Genomic DNA, 20,746 nt, shown 5'->3' with positions numbered 1-20,746 from the left:
CGTCCACTGTGGTCACTCAGGGCAGCGGGCCGCCGGCCGCCAGCGCGCAGAGCTTGGTGAACTCCTCCGCGTCGAGACTCGCGCCGCCCACCAGGGCGCCGTCGATGTCCTCCTGCTTCACCAGCTCACTGATGTTGCCCGACTTCACCGAGCCTCCGTAGAGGACCCGCACGCCCTCGGCGATGTTCTGGCCGTACTTCTCCGCCAGCTTGGCGCGCATGGCCCCGCAGACCTCCTGCGCGTCGGCCGGCGTGGCCACCCGGCCGGTGCCGATGGCCCACACCGGCTCGTACGCGAGCACGACCTTGCTGACCTGCTCGGCCTTGAGGCCCTTGAGCCCCGCGATGAGCTGGTCGGTGGTGTGCTCGACGTGGTTGCCGGCCTCGCGGACGTCCAGCTTCTCGCCCACGCACAGGATCGGCGACATGCCGTGCTTGAGCGCCGCCTTGACCTTGGCGTTGACCAGTTCGTCGGTCTCGGCGTGGTACTCGCGGCGCTCGGAGTGCCCGACCGTCACGTAGCTGCAGCCGAGCTTGGCGAGCATCAGGCCGGACACGTCGCCGGTGTAGGCGCCCGAGTCGTAGCGCGAGAGGTCCTGCGCGCCGTAGCGGAGCTTGAGCTTGTCGCCGTCGATGAGCGTCTGGACGCTGCGGATAGCCGTAAATGGTGGCAGTACGGCGACTTCGACCTTGGCGAAATACTTCTCCGGCAGGGAGAACGCGATCTTCTGCACCAGGGCGATGGCCTCGAGGTGGTTGAGGTTCATCTTCCAGTTGCCGGCGATGAGCACCTGACGACTCATGAGCGCTCCAATACCTCGATGCCTGGAAGTGGATTGCCCTCCAGGTACTCCAGCGACGCGCCGCCGCCGGTGGAGATGTGCGAGAAGCCGTCCTCGGGCAGGCCCAGCGCGCGCACCGCGGCCGCCGAGTCGCCGCCGCCGACCACGCTGAACGCCTTCGAGTCCACGATGGCCTGCGCGATCGCCCGGGTGCCCTCGGCGAACGGCGCCAGCTCGAACACGCCCATCGGCCCGTTCCAGAAGATCGTGGCCGCCTCGGCGATCACCTCGCTGTACCGCTCGGCGGTGATCGGCCCGATGTCCAGGCCCAGCCAGCCTTCCCGCAGCTGCGCGGCGAGCACGGTCTCCGTGTGGGCGTCCGCGGCGAACTTGTCGGCGATCACGACGTCGGCCGGCAGCATGATCTTGTCGCCGGACTCGGCCAGCAGCCGCTTGCACGTGTCGATCATGTCGGCCTCGAGCAGCGAGTCGCCGACGCCGAGGCCCTCGGCGGCCATGAACGTGAAGCACATGCCGCCACCCACCAGCAGCCGGTCGACCTTGGGCAGCAGCGACTCGATGACCGCGAGCTTGTCGGAGACCTTGGACCCGCCGAGCACGACCACGTACGGCCGGTCCGGCGAGCCGGTGAGCTTGCGCAGCACCTCGAGCTCGGTGAGCACCAGCCCGCCCGCGTAGCCGGGCAGCACCAGGGCCACGTCGTACACCGAGGCCTGCTTGCGGTGCACCACGCCGAACCCGTCGGACACGAACACCCCGGACTCGCCGGCCAGCGCGGCCAGCTCGCCGGCCAGCTCACCCCGCTCGGCGTCGTCCTTGCTGGTCTCGCGCGGGTCGAACCGGACGTTCTCCAGCAGCGCCACCCCGCCGTCCGCCAGGCTGTCCACAGTGGACTTGGCGGACGGGCCCACGACGTCGTCGGCCAGCGGCACGGCGGCGCCGAGCAGCTCGGCGAGCCGCGCGGCGACCGGCTTGAGCGAGAACTTCGGGTCGGGCGCGCCCTTGGGCCGGCCCAGGTGCGCGGTGACCACCACCCGCGCGCCGGCTTCGGCCAGCCGCGTGATGGTGGGCAGCGACGCCCGGATTCGGCCGTCGTCGGTGATGCGGTCGCCGTCGAGCGGGACGTTCAGGTCGGAGCGCACGAGCACGCGCCGACCCGACACACCCTCGGCGAGCAGATCGTCGAGAGTCTTCACCAGACGACCCTCAGAGCTTCGACGCGACGAGCGCGGTCAGGTCGGCGAGGCGGTTGGAGTAGCCCCACTCGTTGTCGTACCAGCCGTAGACCTTGACCTGGTTGCCGATGACCTTGGTGATCGGCGCGTCGTAGATGCACGACGCCGGGTCGGTGACGATGTCGGAGGACACGATCGGGTCCTCGCTGTAGCGCAGGATGCCCTTGAGCGGCCCGTCGGCGGCCGTGCGGTAGGCGGCGTTGATCTCGTCCAGGGTGACCTCCTTGGCGAGGTCCACGGTGAGGTCGGTGATCGAGCCGGTCGGCACCGGGACGCGCAGCGAGTAGCCGTCGAGCTTGCCGTTGAGCTCCGGCAGCACCAGGCCGATGGCCTTGGCGGCGCCGGTCGAGGTCGGCACGACGTTCAGCGCGGCGGCGCGGGCGCGGCGGAGGTCCTTGTGCGGGCCGTCCTGCAGGTTCTGGTCCTGGGTGTAGGCGTGGATCGTGGTCATCAGGCCCTTCTCGATGGTGAACGCATCGTGGAGGACCTTGGCCAGCGGGGCCAGGCAGTTGGTGGTGCAGGAGGCGTTGGAGATGATCGTCTGCGAGCCGTCGTAGAGGTGCTCGTTGGCGCCGATGACCACGGTGAGGTCCTCACCCTTGGCCGGCGCGGAGATGATGACCTTCTTGGCGCCACCCTCGTCGACGTGCTTGCGCGCGTCCTCGCCCTTGGTGAAGAAGCCGGTCGACTCGATGACGACGTCGACGCCCAGGTCCTTCCAGGGCAGCTTGCCCGGGTCGCGCTCGGCGAAGCCCTTGATGACCTTGCCGTCGACCTCGATGCCCTCGTCCGTGGCCTTGACGTCGTACGGGAGGCGACCCAGGGTGCTGTCGTACTTCAGCAGGTGCGCCATGGTGGCCACGTCACCGAGGTCGTTGAAGGCCACGATCTCGATGTCGTGGTGTTCGCTTGCCCGCACCGCGCGCCAGAAGTTGCGGCCGATGCGACCGAAGCCGTTGACGCCTACTCGAACCGTCACCGTGCGTCTCCTCGTGCTCGTGTTGTAGGACCGCCCAGTCACCCTATCGCCCACCGCACTCCTGGTCGCGGGTCATGGGAGCGACCTAACTGTATCGCTTCAGAGAAGCCTGTTCCGCCGGGGGTACCCCGCTCTCCGCCTGGGAATACCCGACTTTCACTGGGCACTTTCGCAGAGTCTCGGGGGATTTTCCGACCGGCCGCGTATCTGGGTGCCGGGCCCCTGCTCTTGTCTTCATGTAGGGGGGCGCTGGGATAGGCGGTGAGGCGGGGGACGGCTCACCGTCGCGAGGGGGCGGCACCCGGGGAGAAGGCCCGCCTGACTGCGTGGGGGTCAGTCAGGCGGGTCTGGGTGTGTGCGGGGAACCCTTGTCACACCTCGGCTTCGAGCATCTCCGGAGTCACGGCCGACTCGGTGTCGGGCATTCCCAGTTCCTTCGCGCGCTTGTCGGCCATCGCCAGTAGGCGGCGGATTCGCCCGGCCACCGCGTCCTTCGTCATCGGCGGGTCCGAGAGCTGGCCCAGCTCCTCCAGCGACGCCTGCCGGTTCGACAGGCGCAGCTTGCCCGCCGCCGACAAGTGATCCGGCGCCGTGTCCCCCAGGATCTCCATCGCGCGCTGGACCCGAGCGGCCGCGGCCACCGCGGCGCGGGCCGAGCGGCGCAGGTTCGCGTCGTCGAAGTTGGCCAGCCGGTTGGCCGTCGCGCGGACCTCGCGGCGCATCCGGCGCTCTTCCCACGCCAGCACGCTCGAGTGGGCGCCCAGCCGCGTGAGCATGGCGCCGATCGCGTCGCCGTCGCGGACCACGACCCGGTCCGCGCCACGAACCTCGCGGGACTTCGCCTGGATGCCCATCCGCCGCGCGGCCCCCACCAGTGCCAGCGCCGCCTCCGGGCCCGGGCAGGTGATCTCCAGCGCGGACGAGCGGCCCGGCTCCGTGAGCGAACCGTGCGCGAGGAACGCCCCGCGCCACGCCGCCTCCGCGTCGCACACTCCCCCGGACACGACCGGCGCCGGCAGCCCGCGCACCGGCCGGCCGCGCGGGTCGAGCAGGCCCGTCTGCCTGGCCAGCCCGTCACCGTCCTTGACCACCCGCACGACGTACCGGGTGCCCTTGCGCAGCCCCCCGGACGCCAGCACGTGCACGTCCGCGTTGTGCCCGTACAGGTCGTGGATCTCCTTGCGCAGCCGCCGCGCGGCCGCACCCGTGTCGAGCTCCGCCTCCACCACCACGCGCCCGGCGACGATGTGCAGCCCGCCCGCGAAACGCAGCAGCGAGGACACCTCCGCCCGCCGGCAACAGGACTTCGACACCGCCAATCGACTCAGCTCGTCCTTGACCGCCGCGGTCATCGCCACGAGGCCCCTCCTCTCCAAGAACGACGACACAGCACCGCCGCCGGCGAACCCCCTCCCACAGAGGTCACCGCGCGTGCCGCGTACATCCCACCATCAACCCGGGTCAAGCGCCCTTTCATCCCGCATTTACCGCCGCCAACGCGTCCCGCAGGCTCTCCGCGAGCGCCTGCGGGTCGTGCCGCTCCCGAGCTTTGGCGGACGCCACCCCGTCCAGCCGCATGCTCGCCCCCAGCGACTCCGCCGCCCGTCGTAGCCGGTCAGGCGTGGAAACCGAGTCGACGTCGGCGATCACCGCGTCGACCCGGAGGCGGGGTGCGTGCTCGCAGAGTACGTCCAGATGCCGTTCGGGTGAGAATCCGGCGGTCTCCCCCGGTTGGGGGACCAGGTTGAGTACCACGATCCGGGCGGCCGTGGTGTCGATCAGCGCCTCGTGCAGCTCGGGCACCAGCAGGTGCGGCAGCACGCTGGTGAACCACGAGCCCGGGCCGAGCAGGACGACGTCGGCGTCGAGCACCGCGCGCACCGCGGCCGGGCACGCGGTGGGCACCGAGTCCGGCATTCCCGCCGTGTACAGGCGAATCCGGCGCACCTGACCCGGCGTGGTGGCGACCGCGACCTGGCCCCGGATGCGCCGCACCGCGGTGCTGTCCTCGTCGAGCCCGACCACGTCCGCCTCGATGTCCAGCGGCTCGGTGCACATCGGCAGCACCCGCCCGCGCAGGCCGAGCAGCTTGGCCGCCTCCTCCAACGCGATCACCGGATCGGGTATGACCTCGAGCAGACCGGCGAGCACGAGGTTGCCCACCGCGTGCCCGGCGAGTGCCCCGGTTCCCCCGAACCGGTGTTGGAACACCGTGCGCCACAAGGAGTTGGCCTCGTCCGCACCGGCGAGCGCGGCCAGCGCCTTGCGCAGGTCTCCCGGAGGTAGGAGGCCCAGCTCGCGGCGCAGCCGGCCCGAGGAGCCGCCGTCGTCGGCGACCGTGACCACCGCGGTGACGTCGTCGGTGAGGCGGCGTAACGCGCTGAGCGTGGCGTGCAGCCCCTGCCCGCCCCCGAGCGCGACGGCCCGCACCGGCCTCACTCCCTGCCCAGGTCGCGGTGGACGACCTTGACGGCCATCCGGTCCTCGTCGGCCAGCCGGCGGGACAGCTCCTCGGAGATGGTGACGCTGCGGTGCTTGCCGCCGGTGCAGCCGATGGCGAGCGTGAGGTACCGCTTGCCCTCGCGCCGGTAGCCGGCGCCGATGAGCCGCAGCAGCTCGTGGTAGCGGTCGAGGAACTCCTCGGCGCCTTCCTGGGTGAGCACGTAGTTGCGCACGTCGGCGTCGCGGCCGGTGAGGTCCTTGAGCTCCGGGATCCAGAACGGGTTGGGCAGGAAGCGCACGTCCATCACCAGGTCGGCGTCCATCGGGATGCCGTACTTGTAGCCGAACGACAGCACGGTGACCCGGGTCGTCGTGCTGGCCTCGGTGCCGAACGTGTCCTCGATCTTGGCGCGCAGCTGGTGCACGGACAGCGTGCTGGTGTCGAGCACGAGGTCGGCGTCCGAGCGCAGCGGGGCGAGCAGGTCGCGCTCGGCTTTGATGCCGTCGATGAGCCGGCCGTCGCCCTGCAGCGGGTGGCCGCGGCGGACCTGCTCGAACCGGCGGATGAGCACGTCGTCGGTGGCCTCGAGGAACAGCACCCGCGGCTTGTACCCGCTGGCGTCGAGGTCGCGGATGATCGAGGCCAGGTCCTCGGTGAACGCGCGGCTGCGCACGTCCATCACGACCGCCACCTTGGTGACCGCGCCCTGCGCCTTGGCGCCCAGCTCGACCATGGTGGAGATGAGCTCGGGCGGCAGGTTGTCGACCACGAACCAGCCGAGGTCCTCCAGGCACTTGGCGGCGGTGCTGCGGCCGGCCCCGGACAACCCGGTGACCACGGCGACCTCCACGCCCTGCGCGTGGTCCTCCGGAGACTCCGTCACGACGTACTCCCCTTCTCTTCCCTATCGCCGGCGAGCGCGCTGTGGACCAGCGCCGCGGTGTGCGCGCCGATTCCCGGTACACCGCTGATGTCGTCGATGCTCGCCTGGCGTAACCGTTTGAGCGAACCGAAGTGCTTGAGCAAAGCCGACTTGCGGCTCTGGCCGAGGCCCGGGATGCCGTCGAGGGCCGAGGTGATCATGCGCTTGGACCGCTTCTTGCGGTGGTAGGCGATGGCGAACCGGTGCGCCTCGTCCCGGACCCGTTGCAGCAGGTAGAGCCCCTCGCTGGAGCGGGAGAGGATGGTGGGCTCCGGGTCGGCCGGCAGCCACACCTCCTCCAGGCGCTTGGCCAGGCCGATGACGGCCACGTCCTGGATGCCCAGCTCGGCGAGCACGTCGGCGGCCGCGTTGGCCTGCGGTCCGGCACCGTCGACCACCAGCAGGTTGGGCGGGTAGGCGAACTTCTTGGGCCGGCCGGTCTCGGGGTCGATGCCCGGCGTGTGCTCGGGCTCGGGCTGACCGTTGTTGGTCTCGGCCAGGTACCGGGCGAACCGGCGGCGGACCACCTCGGCGATCGAGGCGACGTCGCCCTCGGTGGCGGCCTGCCGGAGGGCGAAGCGGCGGTACTCGGACTTGCGGGCCAGCCCGTCCTCGAAGACGACGAGGGAGGCCACGACGTCGCTGCCCTGGATGTGGCTGATGTCGATGCACTCGATGCGCAGCGGCGCCGAGTCGAGGCCGAGCGCGTCCTGCAGCTCCTGCAGCGCGGCCGAGCGGGCCGTGAGGTCGCCGGCGCGGCGCAGCTTGTGCTGGGCGAACGCCTCCTTGGCGTTGCGCTCGACGGTGTCCATGAGCGCGCGCTTGTCGCCCCGCTGCGGGATGCGGATCTGCACGCGCGAGCCACGCAGCCCGGTGAGCCAGTCGGTGACGGCGGCCGTGTCCTCGGGCAGCGCCGGGACCAGCACCTCGCGCGGCACCGGGCTCGCGTCGCTCTCGTCCGCGAGCTCCGCCTGGTCGCCGTAGAACTGGGACAGGAACTGGTCGACCAGGCCCGCCTCGTCGATCTCGTCGATCTTGTCGATGACCCAGCCGCGCTGGCCGCGAACCCGGCCGCCGCGCACGTGGAACACCTGGACGGCGGCCTCGAGGTCGTCGTGCGCGAACGCCACGACGTCGGCGTCCGTGCCGTCGCCGAGGACCACGGCCTGCTTCTCCATGGCCCGGCGCAGGGCCGCGAGGTCGTCCCGCAGCCGGGCGGCCCGCTCGAACTCCAGCTCACTGGATGCCGCGTTCATCTCCTTCTCCAGGCGGCGCATCATCGCGTCCGTGTGCCCGGCGAGGAAGTCGCAGAAGTCCTCGACGATCTCGCGGTGCTCCTCGGCGCTGACCCGCTCGACGCAGGGCGCGGAGCACTTGCCGATGTAGCCGAGCAGGCAGGGCCGGCCGATCTGCCCGTGCCGCTTGAAGACCCCGTTGGAGCAGGTCCGGGCCGGGAAGACGCGGAGAAGGAGGTCGAGCGTCTCGCGGATGGCCCACGCGTGGGCGTACGGGCCGAAGTACCGGACACCCTTCTTGCGCGGGCCCCGGTAGACGTGCAGGCGGGGAATCTCCTCGTTCAGCGTGACGGCCAGCACCGGGTAGGACTTGTCGTCCCGGTAGCGCACGTTGAAGCGGGGGTCGTACTCCTTGATCCAGTTGTACTCGAGCTGGAGCGCCTCGACCTCGGTGGAGACGACGGTCCACTCCACGGCGCCGGCCGTGGTGACCATCTGCCGGGTACGTGGGTGGAGCAGGGAGAGGTCGGCGAAGTAGGAGTTGAGCCTGCTCCGCAGCGCCTTCGCCTTGCCGACATAGATCACCCGGCCGCCGGGATCACGAAACTTGTAGACCCCTGGAGCGTCCGGAATCGTGCCCGGCGACGGACGATATGTCGACGGATCTGCCACCCACCCAGCCTACGGCCGACCACCGACAGTCCTGGACAGCCCCGCAAGGAACCGCCGCCAGCCGGGGGTCGCTAGGGTCAGCACCGGCCCGGCGGTGTTCTTCGAGTCCCGCACCGCGGCCCCGGCCTGGTGGAGCGCCACCTCGACACAGTCGGCCTGATTGCTGAACGAACTCTTCCGCCAGAAGGCCACCTCGACGCAATCACTCTGATTGCTGAAGGTGCTCTTCCTCCAGAAGGCGACCTCGACGCAGTCACTCTGGTCACTGAAGGTGCTCTTCCTCCAGGTGGTAAATTCCGCCATTCCGCTCGAGACTCCCTCGGTCGTGCTCATCAGCCAGCGTGGCTGCGAACTCCCGAGATTGTCCCTCATCCATGGCGATGGCTTCGAGTTCCGGGATCAGCTGGCGATACCGCGCGACGTACTCCTCATCATCGAGGAAGAAGCCGGTCGCTATCCCATCCAGGTACACCAGCGGATGATGATCGCGAAACTCGAAGAGGCGGAACGGCCCTCCGAAGACGGCCCGCTCCCCCGCTGAAGCGGGGACCACCCGCAGAGTGACCTGTGGAAGGTTCGTCATCAACACCAAGTGCAGGAGCTGTTCCTGCATGACGGCAACACTGCCGACCTGGAGCCGAAGCGCCTGCTCGTGCACGAAGAAGATGAACGGCGTTCGTTGCGGCCGATGCAAGACCTGCTGGCGATCCATCCGAACCTGCACCATGGCCGCTGCCTCAGCTGCCTCGATCGGTGGTTGGTCGAGCCACACCCGGGCATAGTCGGCGGTCTGCAGCAGGCCCGGCAGGTACAGCGGCTCATAGGTGACCGACCGGTCGGCCGTCGCCTCGTGGAAGATCAGCGAGGTCCCACTCTCCGCCAGCCACTTGCTGTGGCCGTCCACCCAGTAGCCGAGCTTGCGTTGGGCGGTCTCGGACAGCGCCAATATCTCCTTCGCCTCCGGTGCCCAGACCCGGCAGGCCCCCAGATAGTGCAGCACGTCGACCGGGCTGAGGCCGATGTGGCCCGACTCGATCCGGGACACCTTCGACTTGTCCCAGCCCGTGTGGTGCGCGACCTGCGCACCCGACAGTCCCGCGGCCTCGCGCCGCTTCCTCAGTTCTGCGCCGAGCTCGCGGTTGCACGCGGCGGCTTTGTCTCGTCCCATGGGAAGAACGCTAGATGTGTTGGGGGACAACGCCTTGCCCGACACGGACGATTCCACCCCAACGGATCACCCCATGCCGGGTGCGCAACGGGCCACCACACCGACCGTGACCAGACCGCGTGACCAGACCGCGTGACCAGACCGCGTGACTAGACCGCGTGACTAGACCGCGTGCAGGTTCCCGTCCGCACCGGCCACACACGCCGCCGCCGCGCGGCCCGAGCCCACGAACTCCGTGACGCACCGGCCGAGCTGCTCGTGCCCGCGGGCGTTGGGGTGGAAGGACTGCTGGGCCATGTGGATCCCGATGGCGTCGAGGCCGCCGTGGACCCACGCCCACGGGTCGACCGTGATGCGGTTCTGCCATTCGGTCGAGGAGTTTCCGTAACCACTGCACGCCTCGCGGTTCTCGGTGGCGCGGGAGAAGTCGAGGAACTTCGTGCCGGTCCGGTTCGCGACGTCGCGCAGTGCGTCGGAGAACTGCGGCACCGCGACCGTCCGGCCGTACTTGGCGTCCGCGAGCTTGAACGGGCAGCCCTGCGGGCCGTGCAGGTACTCGTCCATCTTCTCGGTCAGCGGCGAGGCGTAGGAGGTGAGGACGAAGTTGTAGGACCCGTTGCTGTAGCCGGCCTGGCTCATCGCCGACCGCACGTCGTTGACCGCGGCCTCGACCTTCGGCTTCATCGCGGTGAGCCGCTGCGGCCACTCGGTCTGCAGGCGCGAGCGGCAGCCGGCGCCGAACGGGTTGAACCACTCGGCGATGCAGTCGAGCATCGTGTTGGCGAACTGCGGGTCGTCGTTGGCGCCGATCTGGACGATCACCGTGGTCACCCGGAACTGCCGCGCGACGTCGACGAGCCGGCGGGCCTGCGAGCCCTCGGTGTAGTGCGTGGTGTCGGCCAGCGACACGTTCGACGAGTCCGCGCCGGAGCAGGCAAGGTTGATCGTGCGCTCGGCGACGGTGGTGCGGTGGACGAGGGCGTTGGCGGAGCGGTGGCACCAGTCGCCGTTCTCGCCGTTGGTGCCGGCCTCGTAGTTGCCGGCGCCCTCACCGGAGATCGCGCTGTCGCCGAGCGAGACGATGGCGGTGGGCCGGGTGTCGACGGCCTCCTTGGCGCTCGCCGAGGGGACGGCGACGGCAAGCCCGGTCGCCACCAGCGCGCCCAACGCCACCCCGAAGATTCGCACCCTGGTGCGGACTGATCCCATGATCTTCTCCCCGAGCGCACAGCGGTTAACGCCTCGTTAGCATGACGGAAATCACCCTAACGAGGCGCCCACACGTGGGCTATAACCCGAACGGTCCTCATCTCCGAGCGTTCGGCTCACCCCGGAAGAAGGGCCGTCAGGACAGGACGACCTGGCCGTTCTCGACCTTGGCGGTGAGCTTGGCGAGCGGCTGGGTGGCCGGGCCCTTCACGGCGGCGCCGGTCTGGTCGTCGAACTGGCTGCCGTGGTTGGGACAGGTGGCGATGCCGTTCTCGGGCGCCCCGATGATCGTGCCCATGTGGGTGCAGGAAGCGTTGAAGGCCTTGACCTCCTGGCCGGTGCGGACGACCAGCGCCTTGCCACCGGACGGGTTGTCGACGATGAGCCCGCCGCCGTCGGGGATGTCGTTGAGGGCCACCTTGGCGGCGCCACCGCCGCTGTTTCCGCCACCGCCTCCGTCTCCGCCGCTGGGGGAGTTGCCTCCTCCCGAGTCGTTACCGCAGGCCGCGACCAGCGCCCCGGGCGCGACGAGAGCGACGACGAGCCCGCACAGCATGTCTCGGCGGGATCGCACCTGGGTGGTCGCGGTGGGTGTCGTGGTGGGTGTCGCGGTGGGTGCGGTGGTGGGGTCAACGGCAGTCAAACCGGAGCCTCCTCGATGTCTCGGGCAGGACAGCTAACACGGAGACTTACGCGCCCGCGCGCTGAACGGTTCAGCGGGAACCGCGGACTCAGAGGGCGAGATGGGTGCGCAACGCGGCGTCCAACCGGAGCAACGTCTGCGCGGGGAGAGTACCGATCTGCTTGCGAACCCGGTCGGTCGCGACCGTCCGGACCTGCTCGGCCTGCGCCTTGGAGTCGGCGGCGAGCCCGCAGTCGGCGGCCCGCAGCAGCACCTGGAACGGATACACCCGGCCGACGTTCGAGGTGACCGGCACGACGGTGACCACGCCGTGGCCGGTGCGCCGGGCGGCCCGGTTGGCGGCGTCGTTGGAGACGATCACGGCGGGGCGGGTCTTGTTGGCCTCCGAGCCACGCACGGGGTCGAGGTCGACCCAGTAGAGATCACCGCGCCTCACCGGGCTCGGTCACCAACCTCGTCGCCGCGCCCCTCGCCGACTCCGTCGCCTACCGCGCGGTCCCACGCCTCGGTCTCGGCGCGGTCGACCTCCTCGAACGCGGAGGCGTACTCGTCCTCGAGCTCGGCCGCCCGCAACAGCGCGATGGCCCGCTGGATGGCCGACGAGCGCGAGGGCTCGCCGGTGCGCTCGACGTACTGGTCGACGAACGCCACGTCCTCCTCGGGCAGGCTCACGCTGAGCTTCATACCCTCGATGCTACCCGCGGTGCCACCCGCGCAGCTACTGCTTGTCGGCGGCCTCGCGGCGGACCCGGCGCAGCTCGCGCATCGCGGTGACCGCGTGCTCGCCGTCCATCGCCTGGATGGCCAGCACCGGGACGTACTCGTCGTGCGGCAGCTCCAGCCGGGCCCACGGCGAGCCGTCCGGGAAGCTCACCTGCTCGACGTCCGACCACGGGAACCGGCGCGCGCCCAACATGTTGCGCACCTCGACCCCGTCGCGGTCCGCGCGGACGCGGGGGCGGGTGAACCACAGCGCGCCCAGCGCCAGGAACAGCCCGATGCCGACCATCGCGATCTGGTCCGACAGCACGAAGTTGGCGCCCGTGTCGGTCTGCCGCATGAAGATGCCGGCCACCGTGAACGCCGCGAACAGCACCACCGCCCCGAGCCCGGCGAACAACCGCACCCGACGCGGACGCACCACGAAACTCACGACTCCCCCTCGCAGGCCCGGTGAAGCCGCTCGCGGTCGCCCTGCGACATGGGTTCGCTCGCAAGCTCGCTCTGTGTCAATGGTTCGCTCGCAAGCTCGCTCACGACGACCCCTCGCAGGCTCGGTGCCGCCGCTCGCGGTCGCCCTGTGTTTGACGGTTCGCTCGCAAGCTCGCTCACTTGAAACCCCGATCGGTCCACGGCTGGCGCAGCCCGCGCACGACCATCGCCGTGTCGAGCGCCGCCGCGCATGCCTCGAAACCCTTGTCCTCAGTGGACTCCGGCAGCCCGCAGCGGTCCAGCGCCTGCTGCTCGGTGTTGACCGTGAGCACGCCGTTGCCCACCGGCGTCGACTCGTCCAGCGACACCCGGGTGAGGCCCGCGGTCACCGCGTCGCACACGTACTCGAAGTGCGGCGTGCCACCGCGAATGACCACCCCGAGCGCGACGACCGCCTCGTGCTGCTTGGCCAGCGCCTGGCACACGACCGGCAGCTCGATGGCCCCCGGCACCCGCACGACCGTCGGCTCCGCGATGCCGGCCTTGCGCGCGGCCACCAGCGCGCGCTCGAGCAGCGTGTCGGTGATCCGCGCGTGCCAGCGGGTGGCCGCGATGGCGAGCCGGATGCCGTCACACTCCGGAACCTCGACGTCCGGCCGGCCCGCGCCACTCATGGCATCCCCTCACAGGCTCGGTGATGCCGCAGTATCGACGATCCGCTCGCAAGCTCGCTCATGCCTGCTCCACACCTTCGACCAGCTCGAGATCACCCAGCTCGTGACCCATCCGGTCGCGCTTGGTGCGCAGGTAGTGCAGGTTCTCCGCGTTGGGCCGGATCGGCAGCGCGACCCGGTCGACGATGGTGAGCCCGTAGCCGTCGAGACCGACCCGCTTGGCCGGGTTGTTGGTGAGCAGCCGCATCGACTTCACGCCGAGGTCGACGAGGATCTGCGCGCCCTGGCCGTAGTCGCGGGCATCGGCCGGCACACCCAGCGCCAGGTTGGCGTCGACGGTGTCCGCGCCGTCGTCCTGCAGCTGGTAGGCCTGCAGCTTGTGCATGAGGCCGATGCCGCGGCCCTCGTGCCCGCGCATGTAGAGCACGACACCCCGGCCCTCGGCGACGACCGCCGCGAGCGCGGCGTCGAGCTGCGGGCCGCAGTCGCAGCGCAGCGAGCCGAACACGTCGCCGGTGAGGCACTCGGAGTGGACCCGGACCAGGACGTTGTCGCCGTCGGCGATGTCGCCGTAGACCAGCGCGATGTGCTCGATGCCGTCGAGCTTGGAGTCGTAGCCGACCGCGCGGAAGGTGCCGTGCGCGGTGGGGATGCGGGCCTCGGCGACCCGGACGACCTGGGTCTCGGTGCGGCGCCGGTAGTCGATGAGGTCGGCGATGGAGATGATGGCGAGGTCGTGCTCGCTGGCGAACACCTCGAGCTCCTCGCGGCGGGCCATGTCTCCTTCGTCTTTTTGAGAGACGATCTCGCAGAGCACGCCGGCCGGCCGCAGCCCCGCGAGCACCGCGAGGTCGATGGCCGCCTCGGTGTGCCCTGGCCGGCGCAGCACGCCGCCTTCCTTGGCGCGCAACGGAACCACGTGCCCGGGACGGGTGAAGTGTTCGGCGGTGGCCTTCTCGTCGGCGAGGGTGCGGATGGTGTGCGCGCGGTCGGCGGCGGAGATGCCGGTGCTCACGCCCTCCTTGGCGTCGACGGTGACCGTGTAGGCGGTGCCCCGGACGTCCTGGTTGGTGTGGAACATCGGCGGCAGGTCGAGCCGGTCGCAGTCGGCCTCGGTGAGCGGCACGCAGATGTAGCCGGACGTGTAGCGGACCATGAACGCGATCAGCTCCGGCGTGGCCTTCTCGGCCGCGAAGATGAGGTCGCCCTCGTTCTCCCGGTCCTCGTCGTCCACCACGATGACCGGCCGGCCGGCCTTGATGTCGGCGACGGCGCGCTCGATGCCCTTAACGTCGCTCATGACGCCTCCCGATTGGTGCGTCCATTGTGCTCCGACGCGGTGCGCTCGGCCGTCAAGTGTGGCGCGGTCAACCTTTCGACGTACTTGGCCACGACGTCGACCTCGAGGTTCACCCGGTCACCCGGCTGCCGGGTGCCCAGCGTGGTGGCCCGCAGGGTCTCGGGGATGAGGCTCACCGAGAACTCGTCATCGCTCACGTCGACCACCGTGAGGGATACCCCGTCGACGGTGATGGACCCCTTCTCGACCAGGTACCGGGCAAGCTGGGAGGGAATGCCGATACGGACGAGCTCCCAGTGCGCGGACGGCTGGCGGGCCAGGACGACGCCGGTGCCGTCGACGTGGCCCTGCACGATGTGGCCGCCGAACCGCTTGCCGACCTCGGCGGCGCGTTCGAGGTTCACGGTGTCGCCGGTGGCGATCTTGTCCAGGCTGCTGCGCACGAGGGTCTCGCGCATGACGTCGGCGGTGAACGCGCCCGCGGATACGTCGACGACGGTGAGGCACACGCCGTTGACCGCGATCGAGTCGCCGAGCTTGGCGTCGCTCGTGACGAGCGGGCCGGCCACGGTGATCCGTGCCGCCTCCGGAAGGTCCCGCACGGCGACGACCTCGCCACGCTCCTCCACGATCCCCGTGAACACCTACGTCGCCTCTCCCCTGATCCGTTCCTGTGTCTTGCCCCTGGCCCGGGCGGCGACCTCGCGTAGCGCCGCGACCGCGCGGGCCGGGTCGTCGGCGCCGTAGACCGCCGAGCCGGCCACGAAGCAGTCCACGCCCGCCTCCGCCGCCTGCTCGATGGTCTCCGTGTTGATCCCGCCGTCGATCTCGACCAGGACGCTCAGCTCGCCGGCGTCGACCTTGGCCCGCGCGAGGCGGACCTTGTCGAGCACGTCGGGCATGAACTTCTGGCCGCCGAAGCCTGGCTCGACGGACATCACGAGCAACGTGTCGAAGTGCCTCAGCAATTCCACGTACGGCTCGAGGGGCGTCTTCGGCTTGACCGACAGGCCGGCCTTCGCCCCCGCGGCCCGCAGGTCCTTGGCGATCTTCACCGGCTCGCGGGCGGCCTCGACGTGCACGGTGACGTTGTGCGCGCCGGCCTCCGCGTAGCCGATGGCCCAGCGGTCCGGGTCGTCGATCATCAGGTGGCAGTCGACCGGGATGTCGGTGGCCTTGAGCAGGTCCTCCACGACGGGCAGCCCGATGGTGAGATTGGGGACGAAGTGCGCGTCCATGACGTCGACGTGCAGCCAGTCCGCCCCGCGCACGGCGTCGGTCGCCTCGGCGAGGCGCGCGAAGTCCGCGGACAGGATGCTCGGCGCGATCATCGGTTTTCCGGACACGGTTGGAGCTTAGGCCCCGGCGCCTCCCCTGCCGATTCGCGTCGTGCTGACTTGTGACCGGTCCACGGACCGGGACGGCGCGGAGTCAGCGGAAGCGGTCGAAGGCCTCCGTAATCCGCTGTTTCCCGGCTCCGGTGGCCACCAGTAGCTGCAACAGCACCCTCGCCTTCGCCGGGTCGAGGAAGCCCGAGTGGATCAAGCCGCGCTCCAGCAGGTCACGCTCCGAGCCGGGGTAGCCGTAGGTCTGGCGCAGCACCGAGCCCGCGCCGGTCCTGGTCGACAGCACCACCGGAATCCGCGCGGCGTGCTCGGCGACCAGCGCCACCATCCCTGCCGGGACGTGACCGGCGCCGAGGCCGGCGATGACCAGGCCGTCGAAGGCGCCGCCCGCGCGCCGCAGCAGCGTGCCGTCGTCGCCGAGCGCGACCGTGACCAGGCCGACCCGGCGCTCGGTCACCCTCGGGTCCGCCGGGAGCGTCAGGCCCACCCTCGCGGCGCCGCGGATTCGCGGGTCGCCCTCCACCACCAGGCCGAGCGGGCCGAAGCCGGGCGAGACGAACGCGCCGGTGCTCGACGTGTGGCTCTTGCGGACGAACCTCGCGCCGTGCACCTCGTCCGACATCACCACCAGCGTGCCCAGGCCGCGGGCCGCCGGGGCCAGCGCCACGCCGATCGCCGCGTACAGGTTCGCCGGGCCGTCCGCGCCGGCCGCCTCGGGGTGGCGCATCGCGCCCGTCACGACCACCGGGGCGTCGTCCGGCACGGTGAGGTCCAGGAAGAACGCCGTCTCCTCGATCGTGTCCGTGCCGTGGGTGATCACGACCCCGTCGGCCCCGCCGGCGAGCTCCGCGCGAACGAGGTCCGACAGCGCCAGCAGGTCCGCGAAGCCCAGCGACGGGCTCGGCAGCGAACGGAGGGTCGTCGTGGTGAGCTTGGCGTCCAGGTTCGCCAGCCATGGCATCGACGCGACCAGGTCGTCCGCATCGAGCGACGGGACGATGCCGCCGGACGCGCTGGGCGCCATGGCGATCGTGCCGCCCATGCCGATGACGGCGACGCGCCTCGACGTCATTTCCGCAGGAGCGCGCAGAACATCGCGTCGGTGCCGTGCCGGTGCGGCCACAGCTGGACGTGCGGGCCCTCGCCGAGATCCGGCATGTCCGGGAACGACTCGCGTGCGTCCAGCGCGGTGACCCCGGTCTTCCGCACGATGTCGGCCACCACGCCGACCGTCTCGGACAGGTGCGGCGAGCACACGACATATCCCACGACCCCGCCCGGCCGCACCAGGTCGACGGCGGTGAGCAGCAGCTCGCGCTGGAGCTTGGTGAGCTCGCCGACGTCCGACGGCTGCCGGCGCCAGCGGGACTCCGGCCGCCTGCGCAGCGAGCCGAGGCCGGTGCACGGCGCGTCCACCAGGACCCGGTCGAACGAGCCGGGAGCGAAGCCCATCGACGCGGGCTGGCGGCCGTCGCCGACGTGCACGGTGACCGGCAGGCCGTCGGTGGACCGCTCGATCAGCTTGGCTCGGTGCGGTGCCTTCTCGACCGCGTCGAGCCGGCCGCCGGAGATGCCCAGCACGGCGGCGAGCAGCGCGGACTTGCCGCCCGGCCCGGCACACAGGTCGAGCCAGCGCTCGTCGGCGCCCTCGACCGCGGGCCGGGTGAGCGCGATGGCGCACAGCTGGCTGCCCTCGTCCTGCACGGACGCCAGCCGCTCGCGGACGGGCTCAAGGCCGGCCGGGTCGCCGGCGCCCGCCTCGAGGCGCACGCCATAGGGCGAGTACGGCGCGACCGCGCCGCCGGTCATCGCCGCGAGCTCCTCGGCGGTGACCTCGCCGGGGCGGGCCACGAGGTGCACGGCCGGCCGCTCGTTGTCCGCCGCGAGGGCCTCCTTCAGCTCCTCGCCGGTGGTGCCGAGCGAGTCGGCGAACGCGCGGACGACCCAGCGCGGGTGCGCCTCCCGCATGGCGAGGTTGCCGATCGGGTCCTCGGCCGGGTCGGGCGCGAGCTGCTGGAGCCAGGTCTCCTCGTCATGCTCGGAAACCTTGCGCAGCACCGCGTTGACGAAACCGGTGACCCGCGAGCCCTGCTCGGCGCGCACGAGGTCGACCGTGGAGTCGACGGCCGCGTGCGCCGGGATCCGGGTGCGCAGCAGCTGGTAGCAGCCCAGCCGCAGTACGTCCAGCAACCCGGGCTCCACTTTGGACAGCGGGCGCTCGATGCATGCGCCGAGGATCTGGTCGAGCAGGCCGATGCACCGGCACGCACCGTAGGCCAGCTCGGTGGCCAGCGCCGCGTCCCGGCCGGTGATCCGGCGCTCGCGCAGCAGCTGCGGCAGCAGCAGGTTGGCGTAGGCGTCGCGGGCGCGGACCTCGCGCAGCGTGTCGAGTGCCGCCTGGCGCGCGGGGTCCTCCACCGGTGGCCGGCTCGGACCCGACCTGCGCTTGGGCGGGTGGGGCGTCCTGGGTCGGGAGAACCTCGCGGGGCGCCTTCCTTGTTGGGTCACGTCAGCCGCTCTCCTGGCTCGACCCGGGCGCCACGCGCCCAGTCGGTCGCAGCCATTCGTTTCTTGCCGGGTGCCTGTACCTCGCCGAGCGCGACCGGTCCGGTCGCCGTGCCGGCGAGCACCCGCTTGCGCTCCACCATCAGCTCCCCCGGCGCGAGCGAGCCGTCGCCGACCCGGACGACCGGGCCGAGCTTGATCCGCTCGCCGCGGAACTCCACCCACGCGCCGGGATCCGGGGTGACCGCGCGCACGAGGCGGTCGACCGCGACAGCCGGCGCGGTGAAGTCGACGTGGGCGTCCTCGGTGGTGATCTTGGGGGCGTAGGTGACGCCGTCGGGCGGCTGCTCCTCGGCACGCAGCGTGCCGTCGGCGATGCCGTCGACGGTGGACAGCAGCAGCCCCGCACCCGCCTCGGCGAGGCGGTCCAGCAACGCGCCCGCGGTGTCGTCGGACCGCACGGTCTCGGTGAGCACGCCGAACACCGGCCCGGCGTCGAGCTCCTTGACGATCCGGAACGTGCTGGCGCCGGTGATCTCGTCGCCGTGCCGCACGGCCGCCTGCACCGGCGCCGCGCCCCGCCACGCGGGCAGCAGGGAGAAGTGCAGGTTCACCCAACCGTGCGCCGGCACGTCGAGCGCGACCTGGGGCAGCAGCGCGCCGTACGCGACGACCGGGCAGCAGTCCGGGGCGATCGCGCGCAGCCGGTCGAGGAACTCGGGGTCGGACGCCTTGCGCGGGGTGAGCACCTCGATGCCGTGCTCGTCGGCCAGCGCGCCGACGGGCGAGCGGACCAGGTGCCGGCCGCGGCCGGCGGGCGCGTCCGGGCGGGTGACGACGGCCGCCACCTCGTGCCGGTCGCTCTTGATCAGCGCCCGCAGCGACGGCAGCGCCACCTCGGGGGTACCGGCGAAGACCAGTCGCATCGTCAGACCGCACCGCCGAACAGGGAATGCGGGCTCTGCTTGATGGTGGGGACCCCGCCGTCGAACCACTCGGCCTCGCGGATCGCCTTCATCGCGGCCTTGCGGGTGTCGGCGTCGAGGCGGTCGAGGAACAGGACGCCGTCGAGGTGGTCGGTCTCGTGCTGCAGGCAGCGGGCCAGCAGGTCGCCGCCCTCGATCTCGACCGGCTCGCCGTGCATGTTCCACCCGCGCGCGACGACGTTGCGATGGCGCTTGCAGTCGTAGTACATGCCCGGGATGGACAGGCAGCCTTCCTCGCCGTCCTGGATCTCCTCGTCCGCCGCCGTCCAGGTGGGGTTGACGAGGTGGCCCTGCGCGCCGTCGCAGTGGTAGGTGAACACCCGCAGGCCCACCCCGAGCTGCGGTGCCGCGAGCCCGGCACCCCCTTCGGACTCCATGGTGTCCCACAGGTCCTTGACCAGGGTGTGCAGCTCCTTGTCGAAATCCACGACCTCCGCGGCGGCGGTGCGCAGCACGGGGTCGCCGAAGAGCCGGATGGGCTGGACGGTCACGGTTCTCCAATACAGGGTGACGGGGGTCCGAGGCGGGGGCGCACTCCAGTCTATTCAGTGTCATCGGATGCAACGGTGGGCGCGGCATCGGCCACCTCATCATGTGACCACAACTACTGGAGACCATCGGGGGGCGTCGCGCGTGGCCGGCATTGACCAACCGCCCGACCTGGCCACCGACGCCGACCTCTGGCAGCGCGCCGCCGCCGGCGACCGAACAGCCTTCGGTGAGCTGTTCGAACGCCACGTCGAGGCGGTCTGGAACCACGCGTACCGGCTGACGGCGTCGTGGGCCCAGGCCGAGGACCTCGCGTCCAGCACGTTCCTGCTGGCCTGGCGCAAGTGCCCGGAGATGCGGCTGGTGCGCGACAGCGCGTTGCCCTGGCTGTTCACCGTGGCCGGCAACCTGGCGCGCACGGAGTACCGCAGCGCCACCCGGTTCCTGCGCGCGGTCCGCCGCCTGCCCGGCGACCACACCGAGGCCGACCACGCGGACTCCGTCGCCGGCCGGGTCGACGACGACCGCCGCATGCGCGGCGTGCTCGAGGCCGTCCACGCGCTGCCGAAGGCCGAGCGGCAGGCGGTCGAGCTGTGCCTGCTCGGCGAGCTGAGCACCGCCGACGCCGCGGCCCTGCTGGACGTGGCCGAGGGCAGCGTCCGCTCCCGACTCTCCCGTGCGCGGGCCCGCCTGCGCACCGTGCTGAAGGACCAGTCATGAACGATCTCGACCTGCCACCCCGCCGCCCGCTGCCGCCGGAGATCCGCGACCGGCTGCGCGAGCGGATCGACGCCGCCGCGCCGCGCGCCGGCCGGTTCCGCGCCCCGCTCGCGGCCGCCGCCGGCGTGGCCGTGCTGGCCGCCGGCGCCGTGATCGTCGCCCAGTCCGTGGCCGGCAGCCCGGACGGGTTCACCCCGGGCGCCCCGACCTCCACCACGGCGGCGCCGGGCGGGTCCGAGCTGGACCGCTGCTGGGCGGCCGTCGTC

The 20,746-nt window shown here is 71.2% G+C and carries 23 protein-coding genes and 1 pseudogene; 2 read left to right on the top strand and 22 right to left on the bottom strand.

The features are described 5' to 3' along the window. Positions 1-16 precede the first annotated feature (16 nt). From tpiA to def, 22 genes are all read right to left on the bottom strand, one after another. The gene (gene tpiA, locus VGD70_RS25670) at positions 17-802 is read right to left on the bottom strand and encodes a triose-phosphate isomerase (RefSeq protein WP_331085653.1); all 786 of its coding nucleotides are present in this window, start codon (positions 800-802) and stop codon (positions 17-19) included. Further along, positions 799-1,998 (bottom strand): phosphoglycerate kinase, encoded by a 1,200-nt coding sequence (locus VGD70_RS25665; protein WP_331085651.1) that lies wholly within the window; start codon positions 1,996-1,998, stop codon positions 799-801. The genes tpiA and VGD70_RS25665 overlap by 4 nt, the downstream gene beginning before the upstream one ends. A 10-nt stretch (positions 1,999-2,008) precedes the next feature. Further along, positions 2,009-3,016, bottom strand: a complete 1,008-nt coding sequence (gene gap, locus VGD70_RS25660; RefSeq protein ID WP_331085649.1) for a type I glyceraldehyde-3-phosphate dehydrogenase — start codon at positions 3,014-3,016, stop codon at positions 2,009-2,011. A 371-nt stretch (positions 3,017-3,387) separates the two neighbouring features. Then, positions 3,388-4,374, bottom strand: a complete 987-nt coding sequence (whiA, locus tag VGD70_RS25655; RefSeq protein ID WP_331085647.1) for a DNA-binding protein WhiA — start codon at positions 4,372-4,374, stop codon at positions 3,388-3,390. A gap of 115 nt (positions 4,375-4,489) precedes the next feature. Then, complete coding sequence (locus VGD70_RS25650; RefSeq protein ID WP_331085645.1) at positions 4,490-5,446, bottom strand: uridine diphosphate-N-acetylglucosamine-binding protein YvcK; 957 nt, start codon at positions 5,444-5,446, stop codon at positions 4,490-4,492. A 5-nt stretch (positions 5,447-5,451) separates the two neighbouring features. Then, positions 5,452-6,342, bottom strand: coding sequence for an RNase adapter RapZ (gene rapZ / locus VGD70_RS25645; protein WP_331085643.1), 891 nt, complete (start codon positions 6,340-6,342; stop codon positions 5,452-5,454). Continuing rightward, entirely contained in the window at positions 6,339-8,288 is a 1,950-nt protein-coding gene (uvrC, locus tag VGD70_RS25640; protein ID WP_331085641.1) for an excinuclease ABC subunit UvrC, read from the bottom strand. The genes rapZ and uvrC overlap by 4 nt, the downstream gene beginning before the upstream one ends. Positions 8,289-8,297: 9 nt before the next feature. Further along, positions 8,298-8,591 carry a DUF397 domain-containing protein gene (locus tag VGD70_RS25635; protein ID WP_331085639.1) on the bottom strand — a complete coding sequence of 98 codons (294 nt, stop codon included), beginning with the start codon at positions 8,589-8,591 and terminating at the stop codon, positions 8,298-8,300. Continuing rightward, entirely contained in the window at positions 8,551-9,456 is a 906-nt protein-coding gene (locus tag VGD70_RS25630; RefSeq protein WP_331085637.1) for a Scr1 family TA system antitoxin-like transcriptional regulator, read from the bottom strand. The genes VGD70_RS25635 and VGD70_RS25630 overlap by 41 nt, the downstream gene beginning before the upstream one ends. A 162-nt stretch (positions 9,457-9,618) precedes the next feature. After that, entirely contained in the window at positions 9,619-10,665 is a 1,047-nt protein-coding gene (locus VGD70_RS25625; RefSeq protein WP_331085635.1) for a GDSL-type esterase/lipase family protein, read from the bottom strand. A 136-nt stretch (positions 10,666-10,801) separates the two neighbouring features. After that, a complete protein-coding gene (locus tag VGD70_RS25620) occupies positions 10,802-11,308 on the bottom strand; it encodes a Rieske (2Fe-2S) protein (protein WP_331085633.1) in 507 nt (168 codons plus the stop codon). Between the two features lie 88 nt (positions 11,309-11,396). Continuing rightward, entirely contained in the window at positions 11,397-11,744 is a 348-nt protein-coding gene (locus VGD70_RS25615; protein ID WP_331085631.1) for a type II toxin-antitoxin system PemK/MazF family toxin, read from the bottom strand. Continuing rightward, positions 11,741-11,992, bottom strand: coding sequence for a ribbon-helix-helix domain-containing protein (locus VGD70_RS25610; RefSeq protein WP_331085629.1), 252 nt, complete (start codon positions 11,990-11,992; stop codon positions 11,741-11,743). Before VGD70_RS25610 ends, VGD70_RS25615 begins: the two co-directional genes overlap by 4 nt. 34 nt (positions 11,993-12,026) lie before the next feature. Then, complete coding sequence (locus VGD70_RS25605; protein ID WP_331085627.1) at positions 12,027-12,461, bottom strand: PH domain-containing protein; 435 nt, start codon at positions 12,459-12,461, stop codon at positions 12,027-12,029. Between the two features lie 175 nt (positions 12,462-12,636). After that, a complete protein-coding gene (gene ribH / locus VGD70_RS25600) occupies positions 12,637-13,134 on the bottom strand; it encodes a 6,7-dimethyl-8-ribityllumazine synthase (RefSeq protein WP_331085625.1) in 498 nt (165 codons plus the stop codon). A 58-nt stretch (positions 13,135-13,192) separates the two neighbouring features. Then, positions 13,193-14,434 carry a bifunctional 3,4-dihydroxy-2-butanone-4-phosphate synthase/GTP cyclohydrolase II gene (locus tag VGD70_RS25595; RefSeq protein WP_331085623.1) on the bottom strand — a complete coding sequence of 414 codons (1,242 nt, stop codon included), beginning with the start codon at positions 14,432-14,434 and terminating at the stop codon, positions 13,193-13,195. Then, on the bottom strand, positions 14,431-15,078 hold the full coding sequence (locus VGD70_RS25590) for a riboflavin synthase (protein ID WP_331085621.1): 648 nt from the start codon (positions 15,076-15,078) through the stop codon (positions 14,431-14,433). Before VGD70_RS25590 ends, VGD70_RS25595 begins: the two co-directional genes overlap by 4 nt. Further along, positions 15,079-15,765: a ribulose-phosphate 3-epimerase gene (gene rpe / locus VGD70_RS25585; RefSeq protein WP_331085655.1), complete on the bottom strand. Its 687-nt coding sequence runs from the start codon at positions 15,763-15,765 to the stop codon at positions 15,079-15,081. Positions 15,766-15,865: 100 nt separating this feature from the next. Beyond that, positions 15,866-16,852 carry an asparaginase gene (locus tag VGD70_RS25580; protein WP_331085619.1) on the bottom strand — a complete coding sequence of 329 codons (987 nt, stop codon included), beginning with the start codon at positions 16,850-16,852 and terminating at the stop codon, positions 15,866-15,868. Further along, positions 16,849-18,288 (bottom strand): RsmB/NOP family class I SAM-dependent RNA methyltransferase, encoded by a 1,440-nt coding sequence (locus VGD70_RS25575; protein ID WP_331085617.1) that lies wholly within the window; start codon positions 18,286-18,288, stop codon positions 16,849-16,851. Before VGD70_RS25575 ends, VGD70_RS25580 begins: the two co-directional genes overlap by 4 nt. After that, positions 18,285-19,211, bottom strand: a complete 927-nt coding sequence (fmt, locus tag VGD70_RS25570; protein WP_331085615.1) for a methionyl-tRNA formyltransferase — start codon at positions 19,209-19,211, stop codon at positions 18,285-18,287. The genes VGD70_RS25575 and fmt overlap by 4 nt, the downstream gene beginning before the upstream one ends. Positions 19,212-19,213: 2 nt before the next feature. Beyond that, positions 19,214-19,762 (bottom strand): peptide deformylase, encoded by a 549-nt coding sequence (gene def / locus VGD70_RS25565; RefSeq protein ID WP_331085614.1) that lies wholly within the window; start codon positions 19,760-19,762, stop codon positions 19,214-19,216. 142 nt (positions 19,763-19,904) lie between these two features. Here def and VGD70_RS25560 point away from each other — a divergent pair, with 142 nt between their 5' ends. Together VGD70_RS25560 and VGD70_RS25555 are read left to right on the top strand one after the other, a co-directional pair. Further along, complete coding sequence (locus VGD70_RS25560; protein ID WP_331085612.1) at positions 19,905-20,480, top strand: RNA polymerase sigma factor; 576 nt, start codon at positions 19,905-19,907, stop codon at positions 20,478-20,480. Beyond that, positions 20,477-20,746: pseudogene (locus VGD70_RS25555) on the top strand (hypothetical protein); the annotation flags it as partial. The gene VGD70_RS25560 and the pseudogene VGD70_RS25555, both read left to right, overlap by 4 nt.

It is taken from the genome of Actinophytocola sp., from assembly GCF_036402745.1.
In the GTDB taxonomy this organism is placed as follows: Bacteria; Actinomycetota; Actinomycetes; order Mycobacteriales; family Pseudonocardiaceae; genus Actinophytocola.
Note: the sequence above shows the minus strand (reverse complement) of the source record. Positions and strands in the feature narration are given on the sequence as shown.